Source organism: Bacillus sp. LBG-1-113 (genome assembly GCF_020708615.1).
Lineage (GTDB): Bacteria > Bacillota > Bacilli > Bacillales > Bacillaceae > Bacillus > Bacillus mojavensis.
The window spans coordinates 150,598-167,305 of record NZ_JAJFDG010000001.1 but is presented as its reverse complement, the minus strand read 5'-3'; the positions used below and the strand labels follow the sequence as shown (position 1 = coordinate 167,305).

The window sequence follows — 16,708 nt, the reverse complement described above, 5'->3', positions numbered from 1 at the left end:
TCTAAAATCTTCAGCCTTCTGCTGCAGTCTTAAATAGACAGTTCTTTTGAAAGCTGATACATGTTTTGCTCAACTGTGTGTTTTTTATCCAGTATTTCTATAATATCATGGTCTACAAGCTTATTGTTTTGTATACCTACACAGCGTCCGCCTTTTCCTTCAAGCAGCAGTTCAACCGCATACGCGCCAAGTCGGCTTGCCAGAACACGGTCAGCAGCACTTGGAGAACCGCCGCGCTGGATATGGCCTAATACCGATACCCTAGTTTCAAGATTTGTTTCTTCTTCAATGCGTTTCCCGAATTCAACACCGCTGCCTACCCCTTCGGCAACGATAATAATACTGTGTTTCTTCCCGCGCTCATGACCGCGTTTTAGTCGGGCAATGATTTCGTGCATGTCGTAATCAGCCTCAGGAATCAAGATTGATTCCGCACCGCCTGCAAGTCCGGCCCATAATGCAATATCACCGGCGTGGCGGCCCATTACTTCGATCACATATGTACGTTCATGTGAAGTCGCTGTATCGCGAATCTTATCAATTGCGTCAATTACTGTATTTAAAGCTGTGTCGAAACCGATTGTAAAATCAGTACCCGGAATGTCATTATCAATTGTACCCGGTACACCTACACATGGAAACCCGTGCTCTGTTAATTTTTTCGCACCCATGTATGAGCCGTCTCCACCGATAACGACAAGCCCTTCGATACCAAGCTTCTTCAAGTTTTCTATCCCTTTTTCACGGCCTTCAACCGTTTTGAATTCAGGACATCTTGCTGTATAAAGCTTTGTTCCTCCGCGATGAATAATATCACCTACAGAACCGAGCTCTAGCTTTTCAATCTTTCCGTTGATCAATCCTGAGTATCCGTTATAAATGCCGTAAACTTCAACGTCATGATAAATCGCTTTTCTGACAACTGCGCGAACTGCTGCATTCATTCCCGGGGAATCCCCGCCGCTCGTTAATACCCCTATACGTTTCATTCTCCATTCACCTCAGCAAACATATATGATTAAAACATAACATGATCATTGCCCTAAAAACAATGAAAAGGGATCTCCATCCTCCCTATGAAACCTTACCTATTATACAATTAAATAAATTGTTTTTAAATAAAATTTAAGGAATGTCACAAAAAATAAACGTGAGCCAAAGGCTTCACGTTTATTTAGTTTACCCCGATATATTGATCTTCAATCGATACTTTCCCAATTGCTTTGTATTTTTCATAGCGCTGCTGAATTAATTCTTCTTCATTCAGCTTCAGCAAAGTCTTTAACGATTGTTTAAGGGTTTCATCCATGTAGCTTGCCTGCAGCTTAATATCGTGGTGCGCTCCGCCTTTTACTTCTTTTATCATATGATCTATAATTCCTAATTCCTTTAAGTCTGGCGCAGTGATTTTCATGGTTTCCGCTGCTTTTTTGGCAAGACTGGAGTCCTTCCATAGGAGTGCCGCAGCACCTTCAGGAGAAATAACAGAATAAGTAGAGTTTTCTAGCATATGCAAGTGGTTGCCCACACCTAAACCCAGAGCTCCGCCGCTTCCGCCTTCGCCGATGACGATACAAATAACAGGCACTCTCAGGCCGGCCATTTCAAAGAGGTTTTTGGCAATTGCTTCGCTTTGTCCTCTTTCTTCAGCTGCTCGTCCAGGGTATGCCCCCTTCGTGTCAATAAAACAGATAATCGGTCTGTTAAATTTATCAGCCTGTTTCATCAGACGAAGCGCTTTACGATAGCCCTCAGGATGAGGCATTCCAAAGTTGCGGACAAGGTTTTCCTTCGTGTCTTTCCCGCGCTGATGACCGATAACTGTCACAGGCAGGCCGTGAAACTTGGCAATACCGCCGACAATGGCTTCATCGTCTCCGTACGCTCTGTCTCCATGACATTCAAAAAAGTCTGTAAACAGGTATTGAATATAATCAAGTGTTGTCGGACGGTCCGGCAGACGTGCGATTTGAACCCGGTCCCAAGGCTTCAGATTTTTATAAATATCATCCTGAAGCTTAGCTAGACGGTCTTCGAGCCGTTCGATTTCTGCACTCAGATCCATTTCCGAATCCTGGGTGAATTTCTTCAATTCGGCGATTTTGGTTTGCAACTCAATCACCGGTTTTTCAAATTCTAATCTTGCAGCCACTCAATGTCACCTCCTGTTTGATGCATATCCAGCAGATTTTCTAACGTTTTTTTCATGTCGTCGCGGTGAATAACCGCATCAAGCTGTCCATGTTTTAATAAGAATTCCGCTGTTTGGAAGTCCTCCGGCAGTTTTTCGCCTATTGTCTGTTCGATAATCCTTCTTCCGGCAAAACCGATCAGCGCGCCAGGCTCCGCGAAATTATAATCGCCAAGAGAAGCAAAGCTTGCAGATACCCCGCCGGTAGTCGGGTGCGTCATGACTGAGATAATGAGACCCTGTTCCTCACTGAATAATTTTAAGGCAGAGCTTGTCTTTGCCATTTGCATAAGGCTTAATATGCCTTCCTGCATCCTTGCACCGCCGGAAGCAGTAAAAATAATAAACGGAACTTTATCCGCTTTTGCTTTTTCAATCGCAAGCGTGATTTTTTCGCCGACGACAGAGCCCATGCTGCCCATTCGGAATGTAGAATCCATTACCGCGACAACAGCAGGAAATCCCCCGATCGTGCCCTTGCCTGTTACAACAGCCTCGTTTAAGGATGTTTTCTCGCGATCCTTTTCAAGCTTTTCCAGATATCCCGGGAAACCGAGCGGGTTTTCCGATAACATCCCCTGATTGAATTCTTCAAAGGACTTTTCATCCATCAAGCTTTCGATACGCTGTTTTGCGTTCATCGGGAAATGATAATCGCAGTTCATGCATACCCGCATATTTTTATCCAACTCTTTAGTGAGCATGATTTTTTTACACTTAGGACATTTTGTCATAATGCCTTCCGGAACATCGTGCTTCGCTTGTTCTGACGGTACGGAAGCATACTTTTTCTTTTTAGTGAATATATCCTTTAACAAATGATTACCTCCCTTTTGTGAAGGGTTCTCTTCACCGCATGCCATCCAGACAGATAGACTTGCTAATAACTTTACCGAAACTATTGTACTTTTTTTGTCAAACGCTGTCATCCTCAATTCGACAACTTTCTATCCGCAGAGGTATGCGAACAGCTCATGATAAACCTAAGAAGTCGTTGAAACAGCAAGGTTGGTAACGTATTCAAAACTCATGTTAAACTCGGCTGAATTTTTTTTAAGACCTGACCCCAAAAAAATTTCAGCCGCAAGTTTAACTTGAGAACAGCGCGCCGGTCTCCGCCAACGCGCTGCCATTTTTGGAATGAATTAAAATTATTCGCCAATAATCGTAAGTTTCCTGGTTTTTTCTGCAACTTCTTCAGGATCTACAGTAATTCTTGCCACTCCTGTTTCCATCGCCGCTTTTGCCACAGCCTTAGCCACAGCAGGCGCAACACGTTTATCAAACGGTGCAGGGATGACGTACTCAGGGCTAAGCTCATCTTCTGATACGAGTGAAGCAATGGCTTCAACCGCTGCAATCTTCATTTCTTCGTTAATGTGAGTTGCGCGCACGTCAAGTGCTCCGCGGAAAATGCCCGGGAAGGCAAGCACATTGTTTACTTGGTTCGGGAAATCTGAACGGCCTGTTCCGATAACGCTCGCACCAGCTTCACGCGCATCTTCCGGCATAATTTCCGGATTCGGGTTTGCCATTGCGAAAATGATCGGATCTTTCGCCATGCTTTGTACCATTTCTTTTGTTAGTGCGCCTTCGACAGACACACCGATAAATACGTCAGCACCAGCGATCACATCTTTCAAAGAGCCGTCTTTACGGTCTTGGTTTGTGAATTTCGCCACTTCGTTTTTAACATCGTTCATACCGTTCGGACGCCCTTCATAAATGGCTCCTTTTGAATCGCACATCACGATGTCGCGCACGCCGAAATGGTAAAGAAGCTTGATGATCGCAATACCTGCAGCACCGGCTCCGTTAGCCACAACTTTAATGGAAGACATGGATTTTCCAGACAATTTCAGCGCGTTTACAAGGCCCGCTACTGTTACAATCGCTGTGCCGTGCTGATCATCATGGAAAACCGGGATGTTCGTTTCTTTTTTCAGACGCTCTTCAATGATGAAGCAGTTTGGCGCCGCAATATCTTCAAGGTTGACACCGCCAAATGTCGGTTCAAGCAATTTAACGGTTTCAACGATTTTATCAACATCATTTGTGCCCAAAGCAATTGGGAACGCGTCTACGCCGGCAAAGCTTTTGAAAAGAACGGCTTTACCTTCCATTACAGGGAGTGCGGCTTCAGGGCCGATATTTCCAAGGCCGAGCACAGCTGTACCGTCTGTCACAACTGCTACCATGTTCCCCTTCATTGTATAATCATATACTTTGTTAATGTCTTCATGAATATCCTTACATGGTTCTGCTACACCCGGGGAATAAGCAAGGCTTAAATCTTTCGCATTTTTAACCTCTACTTTAGATTTGGATTCGAGTTTTCCCTGGTTCACTTTATGCAGATGTAATGCTTCTTCTCTTAATGACATTCTCCTAAACACTCCTTAATGAAATTTTTTGATTCGTATGCTGCTGCATTGATTGCTGCATTCTGCGGAGTTGATCTATCAGAATATTTAAACAGAGTAACATAATTGCTCCAATTGTATAACAAAAAGAGAATGGTTACCACTGTTTTAAAACGACGTTTTTTTGACCTAACAGCTCTTTTAAGCGGTATAACACCTGGTGATCCGCCTCGATATGGAACTCCTCAGGAAGCTTTATCGTCTGTTTTTGCCTTTCATAATAGAGATAAACGCCGGTTTCCCCCTTATGCTCCAGCAAAATGCGCTTTATCTTTGTCAGGATCTCCTGACTTTGCTGACTGCTTTCTATTTTAATATAAACCGATGGCGCTTTTTCAGCATTCATATTTTCCAGCAATTCCGCTCTGGACATAATAAACTGGGCTTTTTCCTGCCTGATTTCACATTTCCCTGCTGTGAACAATAGAGCGCCCTCTCTTAAAACGGGAGAAAGCTGTCTGAATTGTTCAGGGAACACAACGGCTTCCATCTCACCGGTCTCATCGCTTAACGTTAAAAACGCCATGTTTTGACCTGTTTTTGTCCGAATCGTTTTGATTTTCGTCAGCAGGACACCGAGTGAAACCTGCTTTTTAACAGTCTGCTGAGCCTGCTGAATGGATACCGCTCCGTGCGCTGTCAGCTGGTTTCGGAAGGCAGAGAGCGGATGATTTGAAAAATAAATACCGAGCGTTTCTTTTTCAAATGCAAGAATATCCACAAGCGGGAGCTCCTCGGTCTCCACATACTTCGGTTTAATGGAAAACGATTCATCTAAAAACAATCCCATTTGGTCATCGTCCGCGGCGAAAAGCTCGGCATGCTCTAACGCAACGTCAATCGATGCGAGCAGTGTGGCCCGGTTTTGAGCGAATTCATCCATTGCACCAGAAAATATGAGCGCTTCAAGCGTTTTGCGGTTTACGCTTTTTGACGGCACACGAAAGCAGAAGTCGAAAAGATCTTCGAATGGTTTCTCTTTTCTGGCTTTATATATATCTTTGACTGCTGAGACGCCTACACTTTTTATCGCACGGAGGCTGTACCTGACAGCTCCGTCTTCAACTGTAAACGGATAACTGCTTTTGTTCACTGACGGAGGAAGGATACGAATCCCGCTCCCCTTCGCTTCGTATAGATATTGAGCTATTTTATCCTCATTGCCAATGACGCTTGTAAGCAATCCGCACATAAAATATAAAGGATAATGAGCCTTCAAATAAGCAAGCTGGCAGCCGATCATGCTGTATGCCACCGCATGGCTTCTGTTGAAGCCATAGTTTGCGAATTTGACGATTAAATCGTAGACTTCATTTGCAGTGTCTACAGAATACTCCTTTTTTAAGCACCCTTCAACAAAATGGCTTCGCTCTCGGTCAAGAATGTCTTTCTTTTTTTTGCTGACTGCACGTCTGAGCAGGTCCGCCTCTCCTAAAGAAAATCCTGCCATACGTGACGCAATCACCATAATTTGCTCTTGATAAACGATGACGCCATACGTATCTTCCAATATCTCTCTTAAATCTTCGTGGGGATAATGGACCGGCACGCGCCCATGCTTACGGTCGATAAATAACGGAATGTTTTCCATCGGGCCGGGCCGGTACAGCGCGTTTACCGCGACAATATCTTCTAATCCTGAGGGCTTAAGCCTTTTCAGAACGCTTCTCATTCCTGAGGATTCAAGCTGAAAAATCCCTGTCGTATCCCCTTTTGACAGCAGAGAGAATGTTTTTTCGTCTTGATAAGAAATACTCGAAAGATCTATTTTCATATTTTTTTCTTTTTCAATCATTGACGTGATGGACTCGATGAGTGTCAGGTTGCGCAAGCCTAAGAAATCCATTTTCAAAAGGCCCAGATCTTCGAGGTGATCCATCGCGTATTGCGTTAAATAGATCCCTTCATGTCCTTCCTGAAGCGGGACAACATCTGTTAACGGTTCCTCACTCAAGACAACGCCGGCCGCGTGGGTTGACGTATGCCTTGGAAGACCTTCTATTTTTCTGGCAATCGTAAAGACTTGCTGAAGCAGACTTGACTCACTGAGACGCTTATTCAGCTCCGGTGATTGTTTTCTCGCATCATCCAAGGTCATGCCCGGCCTTGAAGGAATGAGCTTCGCAAGCTGATCCGCTTCCTTCGGGCTTACACCGAATACCCTTCCGACGTCCCGAAGCGCTGCTTTTGCCGCCAGCGTCCCGAAGGTAATAATTTGGGCGACGTGCATGGCGCCATATTTCTGCTGGACGTATTGAATGACCTCGTCCCTTCTCGTATCCGGAAAGTCGATATCAATATCCGGCATACTGATTCGCTCCGGGTTTAAAAACCTCTCAAATAACAGGTGATGCTTGATCGGGTCAACGTCCGTGATATAGAGAACATAAGCCACGAGCGATCCCGCCGCAGAACCCCTTCCCGGTCCTGTCACAATCCCTTTTTCGTGGGCGTGCTTCATAAAATCCCATACGATCAGAAAATAATCGCTGAACTTCATTCGCTTGATGACATCAAGCTCATATTGAAGTCGTCGAATATACCGTTCGTCAGGTGTATCAAAGCGGCTGCGGAGCCCTGTCATACAAACATCCGTCAAATAATCATCCGCGGACGTACCATCTGGAGTCGGAAATGACGGCAGGCGGGTCTGTCCGAGGCTGACGTCAACCCGGCATTGTTCTGCAATCTCAACAGATGCTTGCAATGCCTCAGGATGCTCTTGATATAGAACACGCATTTCATCAATGGATTTCAAATCGAGATCCGGCATCTCTTCGTTTGATGCCTCAGTAAGTTTTTCACCTGACTTTATCGCTTTCAAACAGCGATAGGCAGCCTGATCTTCTTTCCTAATGTAATGAACATCGCCTGTCGCCGTGACCGGAATACCCGTTTCTTCAGACAGCCGGAGGATTTGCTCAGATAAGAATTTATTTTCTTTAAACGGCTGAAAGGATAAATAAAAAGCGCCTTTTCCGAATATAGACTGAAAATGAAGTGCTGCTTGAGCGGCTTGGTCAAACAGACCTCCTTCAAGCAGCATTTCAATATAGCCCTTCTCGCCGGGGGTAATTGCGATAATACCTTCGCGATAGCTGTTAAGCCATTTTGGCTTCAGGCCGTTTTTTGATTTCGATTGCAGGACGCTGCTGATCTTCAGCAGGTTTTGATAGCCTGTATTTGATTTTGCCAGCAGGACGAGCGGGTAGGCTTCGAGCTCGTCATCATCTGTGAAAACAGAAGCCGTCAAGCCGATAATCGGGTTAATCCCCCTCGCCTTGCATGCTTTATAAAATTGAATAGCTCCGTACATGACATGATCATCTGTCAGCGCCAAAGACCCATATCCGAGCCTGTCAGCTTCACTGACGAGCTCTTCCACAGACGCGGCGCTGTTCAGCAGGCTGTACCCGCTATGCACTTGCAGGTGAACAAAAGACATGCTATCACCTCTTTCTCCATTACGATCCATTTCTTTCTTCATTATAAGTCGGGTTTTCAAAAGAAACAAATGTTCTTTTTCGAGTCCTCATCATACTTGTCCCGAAAGCTCAATATGATATAAAAGGTGAGGTGATTAAGATGGATCAGGAAGCTGGCTTTATGGTGAATTTTATCAACAGTTATTTTATTGCATTAGGGGTGCTGATCGGAGGCGCACTCATCGGAGGCCTTGGAGCATATTTGGCAGGCGAAGCCCCGCTTACGGTTATTTCAAAGCTTGCGAACAGATTAAAAATTTGGGCGCTGGTCGCCGCTATCGGAGGTACATTTGATGCGGTATACAGCTTTGAACGGGGTATTCTTGAAGGCAATACGAGAGATTTATTCAAGCAGATTCTTCTGATTATCTCGGCCATGGGCGGGGCGCAAAGCGGCTGGCTTATTATTTCATGGCTGACGCAGGAGCATATTTCTTCATGAGGGTGCCGCAGCATTACAAAAAACCGGGATGGCAGCGTTTTTTTGCTGGTATGATGTGCGGAGCCGTGATCAGCTGGTTTTTTTTCCTGTTTACATACGGAACATTCCAAGAGGAGCAGGTTTCCCTCATCGAAAAACAAAAAGAGCACGTCAAAGACTTGAACAACCAAATTTCCATCTATCAGGAAGACCTCCACAAACTAAATGAAGACAATAAAAGAAAACTGCTTATTCAAAGCGTCGATGTGAAATTATTAAATGGAGAAAAATACAAAATCTCGCAGCCGGATAAAACAAAATTCGAGGAGCATGTGAAGGATGATATTTCAGAGGTCATTACAAAGGATATAGAAAGCGTCTATAAAACGAAGGAGCTTTTAAAACGGACAATTGAAAATAAAGTCTATACGATCAATGAAAAAAAATATGAGGCAGCTGTCAAGGAATTAATTATTTACACAAGGCTTTCTGTAGAAATTGAAATATCATTCGCGACGTAAATATGGAATTTTCTTAAATTTTTCAAACTCCTGTCGCTTTTTCCCATTCTTTTTTATAAACTATAAATGAGGCTTAATAGCGAAAGGAGGAGGAAGGGAAATGGAGGTTTACAGTGACCGTCAATTAGCAAAAGATCAAGCAGCCCGACTCAGACAAGGTTTTTCTGCATATGCCGAAACAAACTCACTCGCTTCCCTCATCAAAAAAGAACTTCAATCTCATAATCTCCAAGTCTACGAGGACCTTACTGAGTTCGGCTGCTGGTTCATCCCCGTCACAGATGAACACTAAGAGAGAGGGTCTCCCCTCTACTTGTGTTCTTTACATAACGTCTCCAGATCAGCTAAAATCTGTTCCGCTTCATCCCAGCTGTAAATGGAGGCGCCTGAAGCCAGAGGATGCCCTCCGCCGTTATATTTCCGGGCGAGTCCGTTAATGACAGGCCCCTTTGAACGGAATCTGACTCTGATTTGATCGTCTTCTTCTACGAAAAACACCCATGCGCGAATGCCCGAGATATTTCCAAGCGTCCCGACAAGCTGCGACGCTTCAGCAGCTGTTGTGTTGAACATTTCCAGAGTGTCCTTTTTGATGAAAACAGAAGCAGCGCCATTTTCAGACAAAGACACATTTTGAAAGATATAGCCGTTAAGCTTCACCACATTCAGTTTTGTTTCATACAAATGATTAAACAGCTCTGAAGAAGAGAACGGATACTTAATAAGCTCGCCTGCATATTGTAATGTTTTTTCCGTTGTATTTGGAAATAAGAAGCGTCCGGTATCACTGACAATGCCGGCATAGATCAGCTTTGCGGCTTTTGTATTCAGCTTCCAGCCGTGCTCTTTTCCTTCTAAATACAGCTCGTAAATCATTTCACTTACTGAGCTTGCATTCGTATCGACCCACAGAAGATCGCCGTAAGGATCTTCGTTCGGATGGTGGTCGATTTTCATTAGTTTGGCGCCTGATAAATAACGCTGATCGTCGATTCTTTCCTGATTTGCCGTATCGCAGACGATCACAAGGGCGCCTTTATATGTTTCATCGTCCACCTCATCGAGGGTATATAAGAAAGAGAGGGACGGTTCTGGCGTGCCGACCGCAAAAATATTTTTTTCAGGATACGTTTCACGCAGGATTTCCGTAAGTCCGCACTGAGATCCGTAGGCATCCGGGTCAGGGCGCACATGTCTATGTAAGATAATCGTGTCATATAATGATATGGTTCTGATCAATTCTGTTTTCATTTGATACTCCTTTATTGTTTTTTTTCATTAAATCACATTCTCTGCCGACGGAAAAGAAAAATAACGTCAAAACCAAGCCCGTTTTTGTATAGAATGGGTTTGTAAACTTTTACGATGGAGGATTTCATTTATGCTGGTTCTTGTTTTTTTGATTGGGCTTTCAGCCTGCTTTTATGTGTACTATAAAGTAAAAGGCGTACGGACAAAGCAATCTTTGGAAAAAGAAATCTTTTCAGCAAAATCCAGCATGGCATTAGGATCGCTGGTGCTGTTTTACGGACTCAATCAAATGATATTATTCCATTCAGTTTTAACGTTAGTAATCGGCGGGATCTTTATCGTCATCGGAGCCGGAAGCGCATGGGCAGGTTATAAAGCCTACAGCCATTACAATCCCCTTCACGCCAAAGAAGCTGAAAGAGATCACGCGTAAGGGGCGCCTGAGACGTCCCTTAGCTTCTTTCCATCAGCTGAACCATCAGCATTGCTTTAGACACGATGTGGCCTTGGCTGTGCACTTCAACTTCCATTTTTCCGAACTTTCTTCCAGCCTCTAAAATGCGCGGCTTGACTTCGATGACCGACTCCATCTGCACAGGCTTCAAAAAGAAAATGGTGATGCTTTCTATCACTAGTTCGCCGCGTTTTTTCGAGCGCAAAAACCGATTGGCCGCTTGCGTCAAAATGGTCGTAAACACGCCATAAGAAATCGTCCCCAGCTGATTTGTCATTTGCGGTGTTACTTCATACTGATAAACCGTCTGATCCTGTTTATCATCATCCTCATCTTTAAATCCTCTTGAGACAATATCATCAAGCTTTTCCCCGACTTGAGGCTGCTTTTGAATCATTTGAAGAGCTTTCAGCACGTCTTGGCGGCTGATCATGCCAATCAGCTTTTGATGTCCGTCAGTGACGGGGAGCACTTCGATCCCTTCCCATACCATCATTTGCGCCGCTGAGGCGACAGACGTTTTTCCAATAACCGTAACCGGATTTTTTGTCATGACTTTTTCAATGGGCGCATTCCGGTCGTGACCTGCAATATCTTTCGAAGTCAAGATCCCGTGGATTTTCATTTGTTCGTCGACAACCGGGAACCGCCCATGGCCCGTTTCAAAATTTTTCTCGTACCATTTTTCAAGTTTATCCTTAGGTGAAAGATATATCGTACGGTCAGCGGGCGTTAAAATGTCCTCCACCAGAACGATTTCTTTTTTGATCAGCTGGTCATAAATCGCCCGGTTAATCATAGCGGCGACTGTAAAGGTGTCATAGCTCGTGGATAAAATCGGCAGCTCAAGCTCGTCTGCCAGCTGCACGATGCTGTCATCTGTGTTAAATCCGCCCGTTACGAGTACAGCGGCGCCTGCCTCAAGTGCCTGTCTGTGTGCATTGATTCGATTTCCGACAATCAAAAGATTCCCGGCTGCCGTATACCGCATCATCGCGTCCAGCTCCATTGCGCCTATGACAAATTTATTCAATGTCTTATGGAGCCCCGCCCGGCCTCCGAGCACTTGTCCGTCTATGACGTTTACAACCTCAGCATATGTAAGCTTTTCGATATTTTCTTTTTTCTTTTGTTCAATTCTGATTGTTCCGACACGTTCAATCGTACTGACAAAGCCTTTATTCTCTGCTTCCTTGATCGCTCTGTACGCCGTGCCTTCGCTTACTTTCATTTCCTTTGCGATTCTCCGCACAGAGATTTTTTCACCGACAGGCAGCGAATCAATATATGTTAAAATTTGTTCATGCTTAGTTGCCAAACCTTTCACCTCTAAGGGACAGTCTTCTGCTTTTATTATAAGGGCTCGGATGATTGATTCGCAATGAGGCAGGAAAATAAAAAGCATCTCCTGATTTTCAGGAGATGCTTTCAGCGTTTAAAGCTCAATCGTTTCACCGACGGCCATGACTTTTCCGACTCCGCCCGGCAGGCTGTCTGCAAATGCTTCCGGGTCTTGCTCGATGACCGGGAATGTATTGTAATGAACCGGTACAACTTGTTTTGCCCGCAGCCATTCTGCAGCTAGCTTGGCGTCTTCAGGCCCCATCGTAAAGTTGTCGCCAATCGGCAAGAAGGCAAGATCAATATGGTTCAGTTCCCCGATCAGCTTCATGTCAGAGAAAAGAGCCGTATCGCCGGCGTGGAAGATCGTTTTGCCCTCAACAGTCAGCAGAATGCCGGATGGCATGCCTGTGTAGGTGATCGTTTTATTTTCTTCGTCAGTGATGGCAGATCCATGAAAGGCCTGTGTAAGCTTCACTTTCCCAAAATCAAACTGATGGGAGCCGCCGATGTGCATGGGGTGAACATTTAACCCTTTCCATCCCAAATATACAGCCAGCTCATTCGGTGCCACAACCAGTGCGTTATTTTGCTTTGCGATTTGCTCAGTGTCGCCCACGTGGTCATTGTGGCCGTGAGTCAATAAGATAGCGTCCGCTTTTGCATCCTCAGGTTTTAAATCGGTTAACGAATTTCCTGTCAAAAACGGGTCAAATAAAATATGATGATTATTCGTTTCTACTGCAACTACAGAATGTCCGTGATACGTTACTTTCATTTCCTTCACCTCGTCACTTTGTATTTGGTGATTTCATTTTCCCTTTTTAAGATGCTGAAAAACTTATGTGGATTGATTCTTATTAATGACATTGAGGCCCCCGGTTGCTTCAATCACAGTTCCTGTCACCAGGTCTGAGTTCTCTTCGCACAAAAAGGCAATGATTCTGGCGATATCTTCACCGGTGCCGGATCTTCCTATCGGCGTTTTTTCTTTGCCGATACGCTGTCTGGCTTCCTCTATTGACGCTTCCTTCATGTCGCCGACAATGTCGCCCGGGCAAACCATATTAGCGGTTATGCCCGATTCAGCTTCTTCGATCGCAATTGTTTTTGTTAAAGAAGCCAACCCCACTTTTGCGGCGCCGAAAGCGGAGCGGTGAAGCCAGCCGGGTGCGTGTGCCGCGCCTTGAAATCCGTACGTGATGATACGCCCGAATTGCTGTTTTCTCATGACCGGAATAACTGCTTTGAATAAATGAAAGACAGCGCTTAAATTTCCTTCCAGCATACCGTACCATTCGTCATCGGTATAATCGGCTAACTTTTTTCGTTCAAATATGTATGGCCCCGCGTTGTTAATCAAAAAGTCGATTCTCCCGAAACGGTCCAAGGCAGCGTCTGCTATGCGCAGCAAATCCTCTTTTTTGGTGACATCACCTTTTACAAATTGCAGCCGGTCAAGATAGTCAGGACAGGCTTCCTTCAGGCGGCTGACAGCCTCTTCATCCTGCCTGTAATTCACTGTTACTGAATACCCCTTTGCAAGCAATGTTTCAGTCACTTTGCGGCCTAATCCCTTCGAACCGGCAGTAATTAAAGCATGTCGCACATCAATACCTCCCAAAGCAACGTCGCCGCTTTTCAATAAAGTGTTTCTTCTTCTACTTTACTATAAAAGGCCGTCAATATCACTTTTTACACTTTGCCATACAAAAAAAGCTGTCTTTAACAGACAGCTTATTCCGCAGAAGATGAAGGCTCTTGATCCGGGATATCCACATAACCGCTTTGATATGCTTCGGAAATGAGCCTTGTTGTCTCCTGGCTTTCTTGTTCATCATAAATATAGCGTTCCGGTTCTTTTTTCATCCTTCTGCCTCCCATCATTATAGAGGTAGGTTGGCTGTTATGACGGGATTTTATAAAGGAAATTTTAACAAACTCCGGCTGCCACGCAAGCTTTCGCTTTTACAAGTGCCTGCTCTACTTGTTTGAAGCCCGTGCCTCCTGCGCTCATTCTTTTTTCGACCGCATGATAAGGGTCCAAAACATTGTATATATCATCCTCGAAGAGATCGCTCGCCTTCTGAAAATCGTCAAACGGCATGTCACTTAAATAGATACCTTTTTCGATGCATGTGTACACAAGCTTTCCAACCACTTCGTGCGCTTCTCTGAATGGCATTCCTTTCTTCGCTAAATAATCAGCCAGTTCGGTCGCATTTGAAAAGTCTTGTTTTGTCGCTTGCTTCATGATGTCTTTGTTAACAGTCATTGTTTGAATCATGCCTGTGAAGATTTGCAGGCTGCCTTCGACCGTTTTCACCGTGTCAAACATGCCTTCTTTATCTTCCTGCAGGTCTTTGTTATAAGCGAGCGGAAGGCCTTTCATGATCGTAAACAGCCCCATCATGTCACCGTATACGCGCCCCGTTTTGCCCCGAATCAGCTCAGCCATATCCGGGTTTTTCTTCTGCGGCATCATGCTGCTTCCTGTTGCGTACGTATCGTCTAGCTCGATGAATTTAAACTCCTGGGAGCACCACAGAATGATTTCTTCAGAGAAACGGGAAAGGTGCATCATCAGCATGCTGCTGTTGCTTAAAAATTCCAAAATGAAATCTCTGTCGCTGACGCCGTCGAGGCTGTTTTCATAAATGGAATCAAAGCCGAGCAGCTCTGCTGAATACTCACGATCGATCGGGAAGGTGGTACCCGCGAGCGCTCCGCAGCCGAGCGGAGATTTGTTGATCCGCTTCATTGAATCCTGAAAACGTTCCTTGTCGCGCTCCAGCATCCAGAAATACGCAAGCAGATGGTGAGCGAATGAAATCGGCTGGGCGCGCTGAAGATGAGTGTAGCCCGGCAGAATGGTTTCAACATTTGCTTCTGCTTTATCAATGAGCGCGCCTTGGAATGCCTCTATCAGCTCGATAATATGGGCGACATGGTTTTTCAGGTACAAATGCATGTCAGTTGCCACCTGGTCATTCCGGCTTCTTCCGGTATGCAGCTTGCCGCCGAGAGGGCCGATTTCGTCAATGAGCATTTTCTCAATGTTTAAATGAATATCTTCATAATCAACTGAGAACTCTAATGCCCCGTCTTCTGCTTTTTGCAAAAGGATTTTCAGTCCCTCACGGATTTTCATCTCTTCTTCTTCTGTCAGGATACCGCATTTTTTCAGCATGGCAGCATGTGCGAGAGACCCTGTAATGTCTTCAGTGACTAAATGTTGGTCAAATGATATGGACGCGCCGAATTCGTCGACCCATTTTTCAGGTGTTTTTTGGAATCGGCCTCCCCAAAGCTTCTTCATGCTTTAATCTGCTCCTTCTTTTTCACGATGCTGTTCACTTTTGTCGGAAGTCCCCAAAGCTCGATAAATCCGATTGCCGCATGGTGGTCAAACGCATCGTCTTTTGTATATGTTGCAAGTTTTTCATCATATAGAGAGTATTCTGATTTACGCCCCTCTACAATGGCATGGCCTTTAAACAGCTTCACGCGAACGATGCCTGTAACGTGTTTTTGCGTTTCTTTTAAGAAAGCGTGCAGCGCGTCTTTTAAAGGCGAGAACCATAAGCCGTTGTAAATGATTTCTGACAGCTTTTGTTCGATCGCCGGTTTAAAGTGCGCGACCTCTTTCACTAATGTCAAATCTTCCAGTTCCTTGTGTGCTTTGATAAGTGTTATCGCACCCGGGCATTCGTATACTTCACGGGATTTAATGCCGACAAGGCGGTTTTCCACGTGATCGATACGTCCGACACCATGCGCACCTGCAATTTCGTTCAGTTTTAAGATTAATTCAGAAAGGGAGTAAGAGACGCCGTCGATGGATACAGGCACACCTTGTTCAAATGCGATTTCAATGACTTCCGGTGTATCCGGTGTTTTTTCCAGCGGCGCTGTAAGGTCGTATGCTCCTTCTGGCGGAGCGGCCCACGGATCTTCTAAAATGCCGCACTCATTTGCGCGTCCCCAAAGATTTTGGTCAATGGAATACGGGCTGTCAAGATTGATCGGAATCGGAATGCCGCGGCTTGCCGCATATTCGATTTCTTCTTCACGAGACCATTGCCATTCCCGAACTGGGGCGATGACTTCAAGGTCAGGATTCAAAGATTTAATTGATACCTCAAAACGCACCTGGTCATTTCCTTTTCCTGTGCATCCGTGCGCAATCGCCTGTGCCTCTTCTTTTTCTGCGATCTCGACTAATTTTTTTGCAATAAGCGGACGAGACAATGCGGACACGAGCGGATATTTTCCTTCATACATCGTGTGAGCCTGCAAAGATAACAGCGCGTAATCCTGGGCGAATTCTTCTTTTGCATCAATCACGTAAGAATTTGTTGCGCCGACTTCCAACGCTTTTTGCTGAACAAACGCCAAATCCTTGCCTTCGCCGACGTCCAGGCAGCAGGCGATAACATTATACCCTTGCTCTTGGAGCCATTTTATCGCGACGGAAGTATCGAGACCCCCTGAGTATGCTAATACGACTTTTTTCTGTTCTGCCATAATAAATATCTCCTCTCAACCCTGTTTCTTTTGTATAAAAATAAATTATATTTAATAAAAATACATTTTGTATGTATACACTTTAACAAGTAAG

General features: G+C 44.9%; 16 protein-coding genes. 4 read left to right on the top strand and 12 right to left on the bottom strand.

The window, feature by feature from the left end:
• Positions 1-29: 29 nt before the first annotated feature.
• From pfkA to dnaE, 5 genes are all read right to left on the bottom strand, one after another.
• The gene (gene pfkA / locus LJF29_RS00875) at positions 30-989 is read right to left on the bottom strand and encodes a 6-phosphofructokinase (RefSeq protein ID WP_010335278.1); all 960 of its coding nucleotides are present in this window, start codon (positions 987-989) and stop codon (positions 30-32) included.
• A gap of 185 nt (positions 990-1,174) precedes the next feature.
• The gene (accA, locus tag LJF29_RS00870; protein ID WP_229146507.1) at positions 1,175-2,152 is read right to left on the bottom strand and encodes an acetyl-CoA carboxylase carboxyl transferase subunit alpha; all 978 of its coding nucleotides are present in this window, start codon (positions 2,150-2,152) and stop codon (positions 1,175-1,177) included.
• Positions 2,137-3,009, bottom strand: a complete 873-nt coding sequence (gene accD, locus LJF29_RS00865) for an acetyl-CoA carboxylase, carboxyltransferase subunit beta (protein WP_010335280.1) — start codon at positions 3,007-3,009, stop codon at positions 2,137-2,139. The genes accA and accD overlap by 16 nt, the downstream gene beginning before the upstream one ends.
• A gap of 333 nt (positions 3,010-3,342) precedes the next feature.
• The gene (gene maeB / locus LJF29_RS00860) at positions 3,343-4,575 is read right to left on the bottom strand and encodes an NADP-dependent malic enzyme (RefSeq protein WP_168748510.1); all 1,233 of its coding nucleotides are present in this window, start codon (positions 4,573-4,575) and stop codon (positions 3,343-3,345) included.
• A gap of 136 nt (positions 4,576-4,711) precedes the next feature.
• Positions 4,712-8,059: a DNA polymerase III subunit alpha gene (dnaE, locus tag LJF29_RS00855; RefSeq protein ID WP_229146505.1), complete on the bottom strand. Its 3,348-nt coding sequence runs from the start codon at positions 8,057-8,059 to the stop codon at positions 4,712-4,714.
• Positions 8,060-8,199: 140 nt separating this feature from the next.
• On the opposite strand from dnaE, the gene ytrH reads away from it, so the two are divergent.
• The 3 genes from ytrH to LJF29_RS00840 all read left to right on the top strand — a co-directional run bounded on the left by ytrH (position 8,200) and on the right by LJF29_RS00840 (position 9,333).
• Positions 8,200-8,541, top strand: coding sequence for a sporulation membrane protein YtrH (gene ytrH, locus LJF29_RS00850; RefSeq protein WP_010335282.1), 342 nt, complete (start codon positions 8,200-8,202; stop codon positions 8,539-8,541).
• Entirely contained in the window at positions 8,538-9,041 is a 504-nt protein-coding gene (gene ytrI, locus LJF29_RS00845) for a sporulation membrane protein YtrI (RefSeq protein ID WP_010335283.1), read from the top strand. Before ytrH ends, ytrI begins: the two co-directional genes overlap by 4 nt.
• A gap of 100 nt (positions 9,042-9,141) precedes the next feature.
• Positions 9,142-9,333, top strand: a complete 192-nt coding sequence (locus tag LJF29_RS00840) for a hypothetical protein (protein ID WP_010335284.1) — start codon at positions 9,142-9,144, stop codon at positions 9,331-9,333.
• A 17-nt stretch (positions 9,334-9,350) separates the two neighbouring features.
• Here the strand turns inward: LJF29_RS00840 and nrnA are convergent, their stop codons facing one another.
• The gene (gene nrnA, locus LJF29_RS00835) at positions 9,351-10,292 is read right to left on the bottom strand and encodes a bifunctional oligoribonuclease/PAP phosphatase NrnA (RefSeq protein ID WP_229146504.1); all 942 of its coding nucleotides are present in this window, start codon (positions 10,290-10,292) and stop codon (positions 9,351-9,353) included.
• Between the two features lie 130 nt (positions 10,293-10,422).
• On the opposite strand from nrnA, the gene LJF29_RS00830 reads away from it, so the two are divergent.
• A complete protein-coding gene (locus LJF29_RS00830) occupies positions 10,423-10,725 on the top strand; it encodes a YtpI family protein (RefSeq protein ID WP_010335286.1) in 303 nt (100 codons plus the stop codon).
• 19 nt (positions 10,726-10,744) lie between these two features.
• Here LJF29_RS00830 and LJF29_RS00825 read toward each other — a convergent pair whose 3' ends face one another.
• The 6 genes from LJF29_RS00825 to LJF29_RS00805 form a co-directional block, all read right to left on the bottom strand.
• Positions 10,745-12,064, bottom strand: a complete 1,320-nt coding sequence (locus LJF29_RS00825; RefSeq protein ID WP_010335287.1) for a CBS domain-containing protein — start codon at positions 12,062-12,064, stop codon at positions 10,745-10,747.
• 117 nt (positions 12,065-12,181) lie between these two features.
• Positions 12,182-12,865, bottom strand: a complete 684-nt coding sequence (locus tag LJF29_RS00820) for a metal-dependent hydrolase (protein WP_010335288.1) — start codon at positions 12,863-12,865, stop codon at positions 12,182-12,184.
• A gap of 63 nt (positions 12,866-12,928) precedes the next feature.
• Positions 12,929-13,696, bottom strand: a complete 768-nt coding sequence (locus LJF29_RS00815) for an SDR family oxidoreductase (protein ID WP_010335289.1) — start codon at positions 13,694-13,696, stop codon at positions 12,929-12,931.
• 128 nt (positions 13,697-13,824) lie between these two features.
• Positions 13,825-13,956: a hypothetical protein gene (locus LJF29_RS21155; protein WP_010335290.1), complete on the bottom strand. Its 132-nt coding sequence runs from the start codon at positions 13,954-13,956 to the stop codon at positions 13,825-13,827.
• Positions 13,957-14,020: 64 nt separating this feature from the next.
• A complete protein-coding gene (argH, locus tag LJF29_RS00810; protein WP_229146503.1) occupies positions 14,021-15,406 on the bottom strand; it encodes an argininosuccinate lyase in 1,386 nt (461 codons plus the stop codon).
• Positions 15,403-16,614, bottom strand: a complete 1,212-nt coding sequence (locus tag LJF29_RS00805) for an argininosuccinate synthase (RefSeq protein ID WP_010335293.1) — start codon at positions 16,612-16,614, stop codon at positions 15,403-15,405. Before LJF29_RS00805 ends, argH begins: the two co-directional genes overlap by 4 nt.
• Positions 16,615-16,708: the final 94 nt, after the last annotated feature.

Bases quoted from the DNA above. Each gene is read 5' to 3' on its own strand.
- pfkA (WP_010335278.1), bottom strand. From the start codon at position 989: ATGAAACGTATAGGGGTATTAACGAGCGGCGGGGATTCCCCGGGAATG.
- maeB (WP_168748510.1), bottom strand. From the start codon at position 4,575: ATGTCATTAAGAGAAGAAGCATTACATCTGCATAAAGTGAACCAGGGA.
- dnaE (WP_229146505.1), bottom strand. From the start codon at position 8,059: ATGTCTTTTGTTCACCTGCAAGTGCATAGCGGGTACAGCCTGCTGAAC.
- ytrH (WP_010335282.1), top strand. From the start codon at position 8,200: ATGGATCAGGAAGCTGGCTTTATGGTGAATTTTATCAACAGTTATTTT.
- ytrI (WP_010335283.1), top strand. From the start codon at position 8,538: ATGAGGGTGCCGCAGCATTACAAAAAACCGGGATGGCAGCGTTTTTTT.
- LJF29_RS00840 (WP_010335284.1), top strand. From the start codon at position 9,142: ATGGAGGTTTACAGTGACCGTCAATTAGCAAAAGATCAAGCAGCCCGA.
- nrnA (WP_229146504.1), bottom strand. From the start codon at position 10,292: ATGAAAACAGAATTGATCAGAACCATATCATTATATGACACGATTATC.
- LJF29_RS00830 (WP_010335286.1), top strand. From the start codon at position 10,423: ATGCTGGTTCTTGTTTTTTTGATTGGGCTTTCAGCCTGCTTTTATGTG.
- LJF29_RS00820 (WP_010335288.1), bottom strand. From the start codon at position 12,865: ATGAAAGTAACGTATCACGGACATTCTGTAGTTGCAGTAGAAACGAAT.
- LJF29_RS21155 (WP_010335290.1), bottom strand. From the start codon at position 13,956: ATGAAAAAAGAACCGGAACGCTATATTTATGATGAACAAGAAAGCCAG.
- argH (WP_229146503.1), bottom strand. From the start codon at position 15,406: ATGAAGAAGCTTTGGGGAGGCCGATTCCAAAAAACACCTGAAAAATGG.
- LJF29_RS00805 (WP_010335293.1), bottom strand. From the start codon at position 16,614: ATGGCAGAACAGAAAAAAGTCGTATTAGCATACTCAGGGGGTCTCGAT.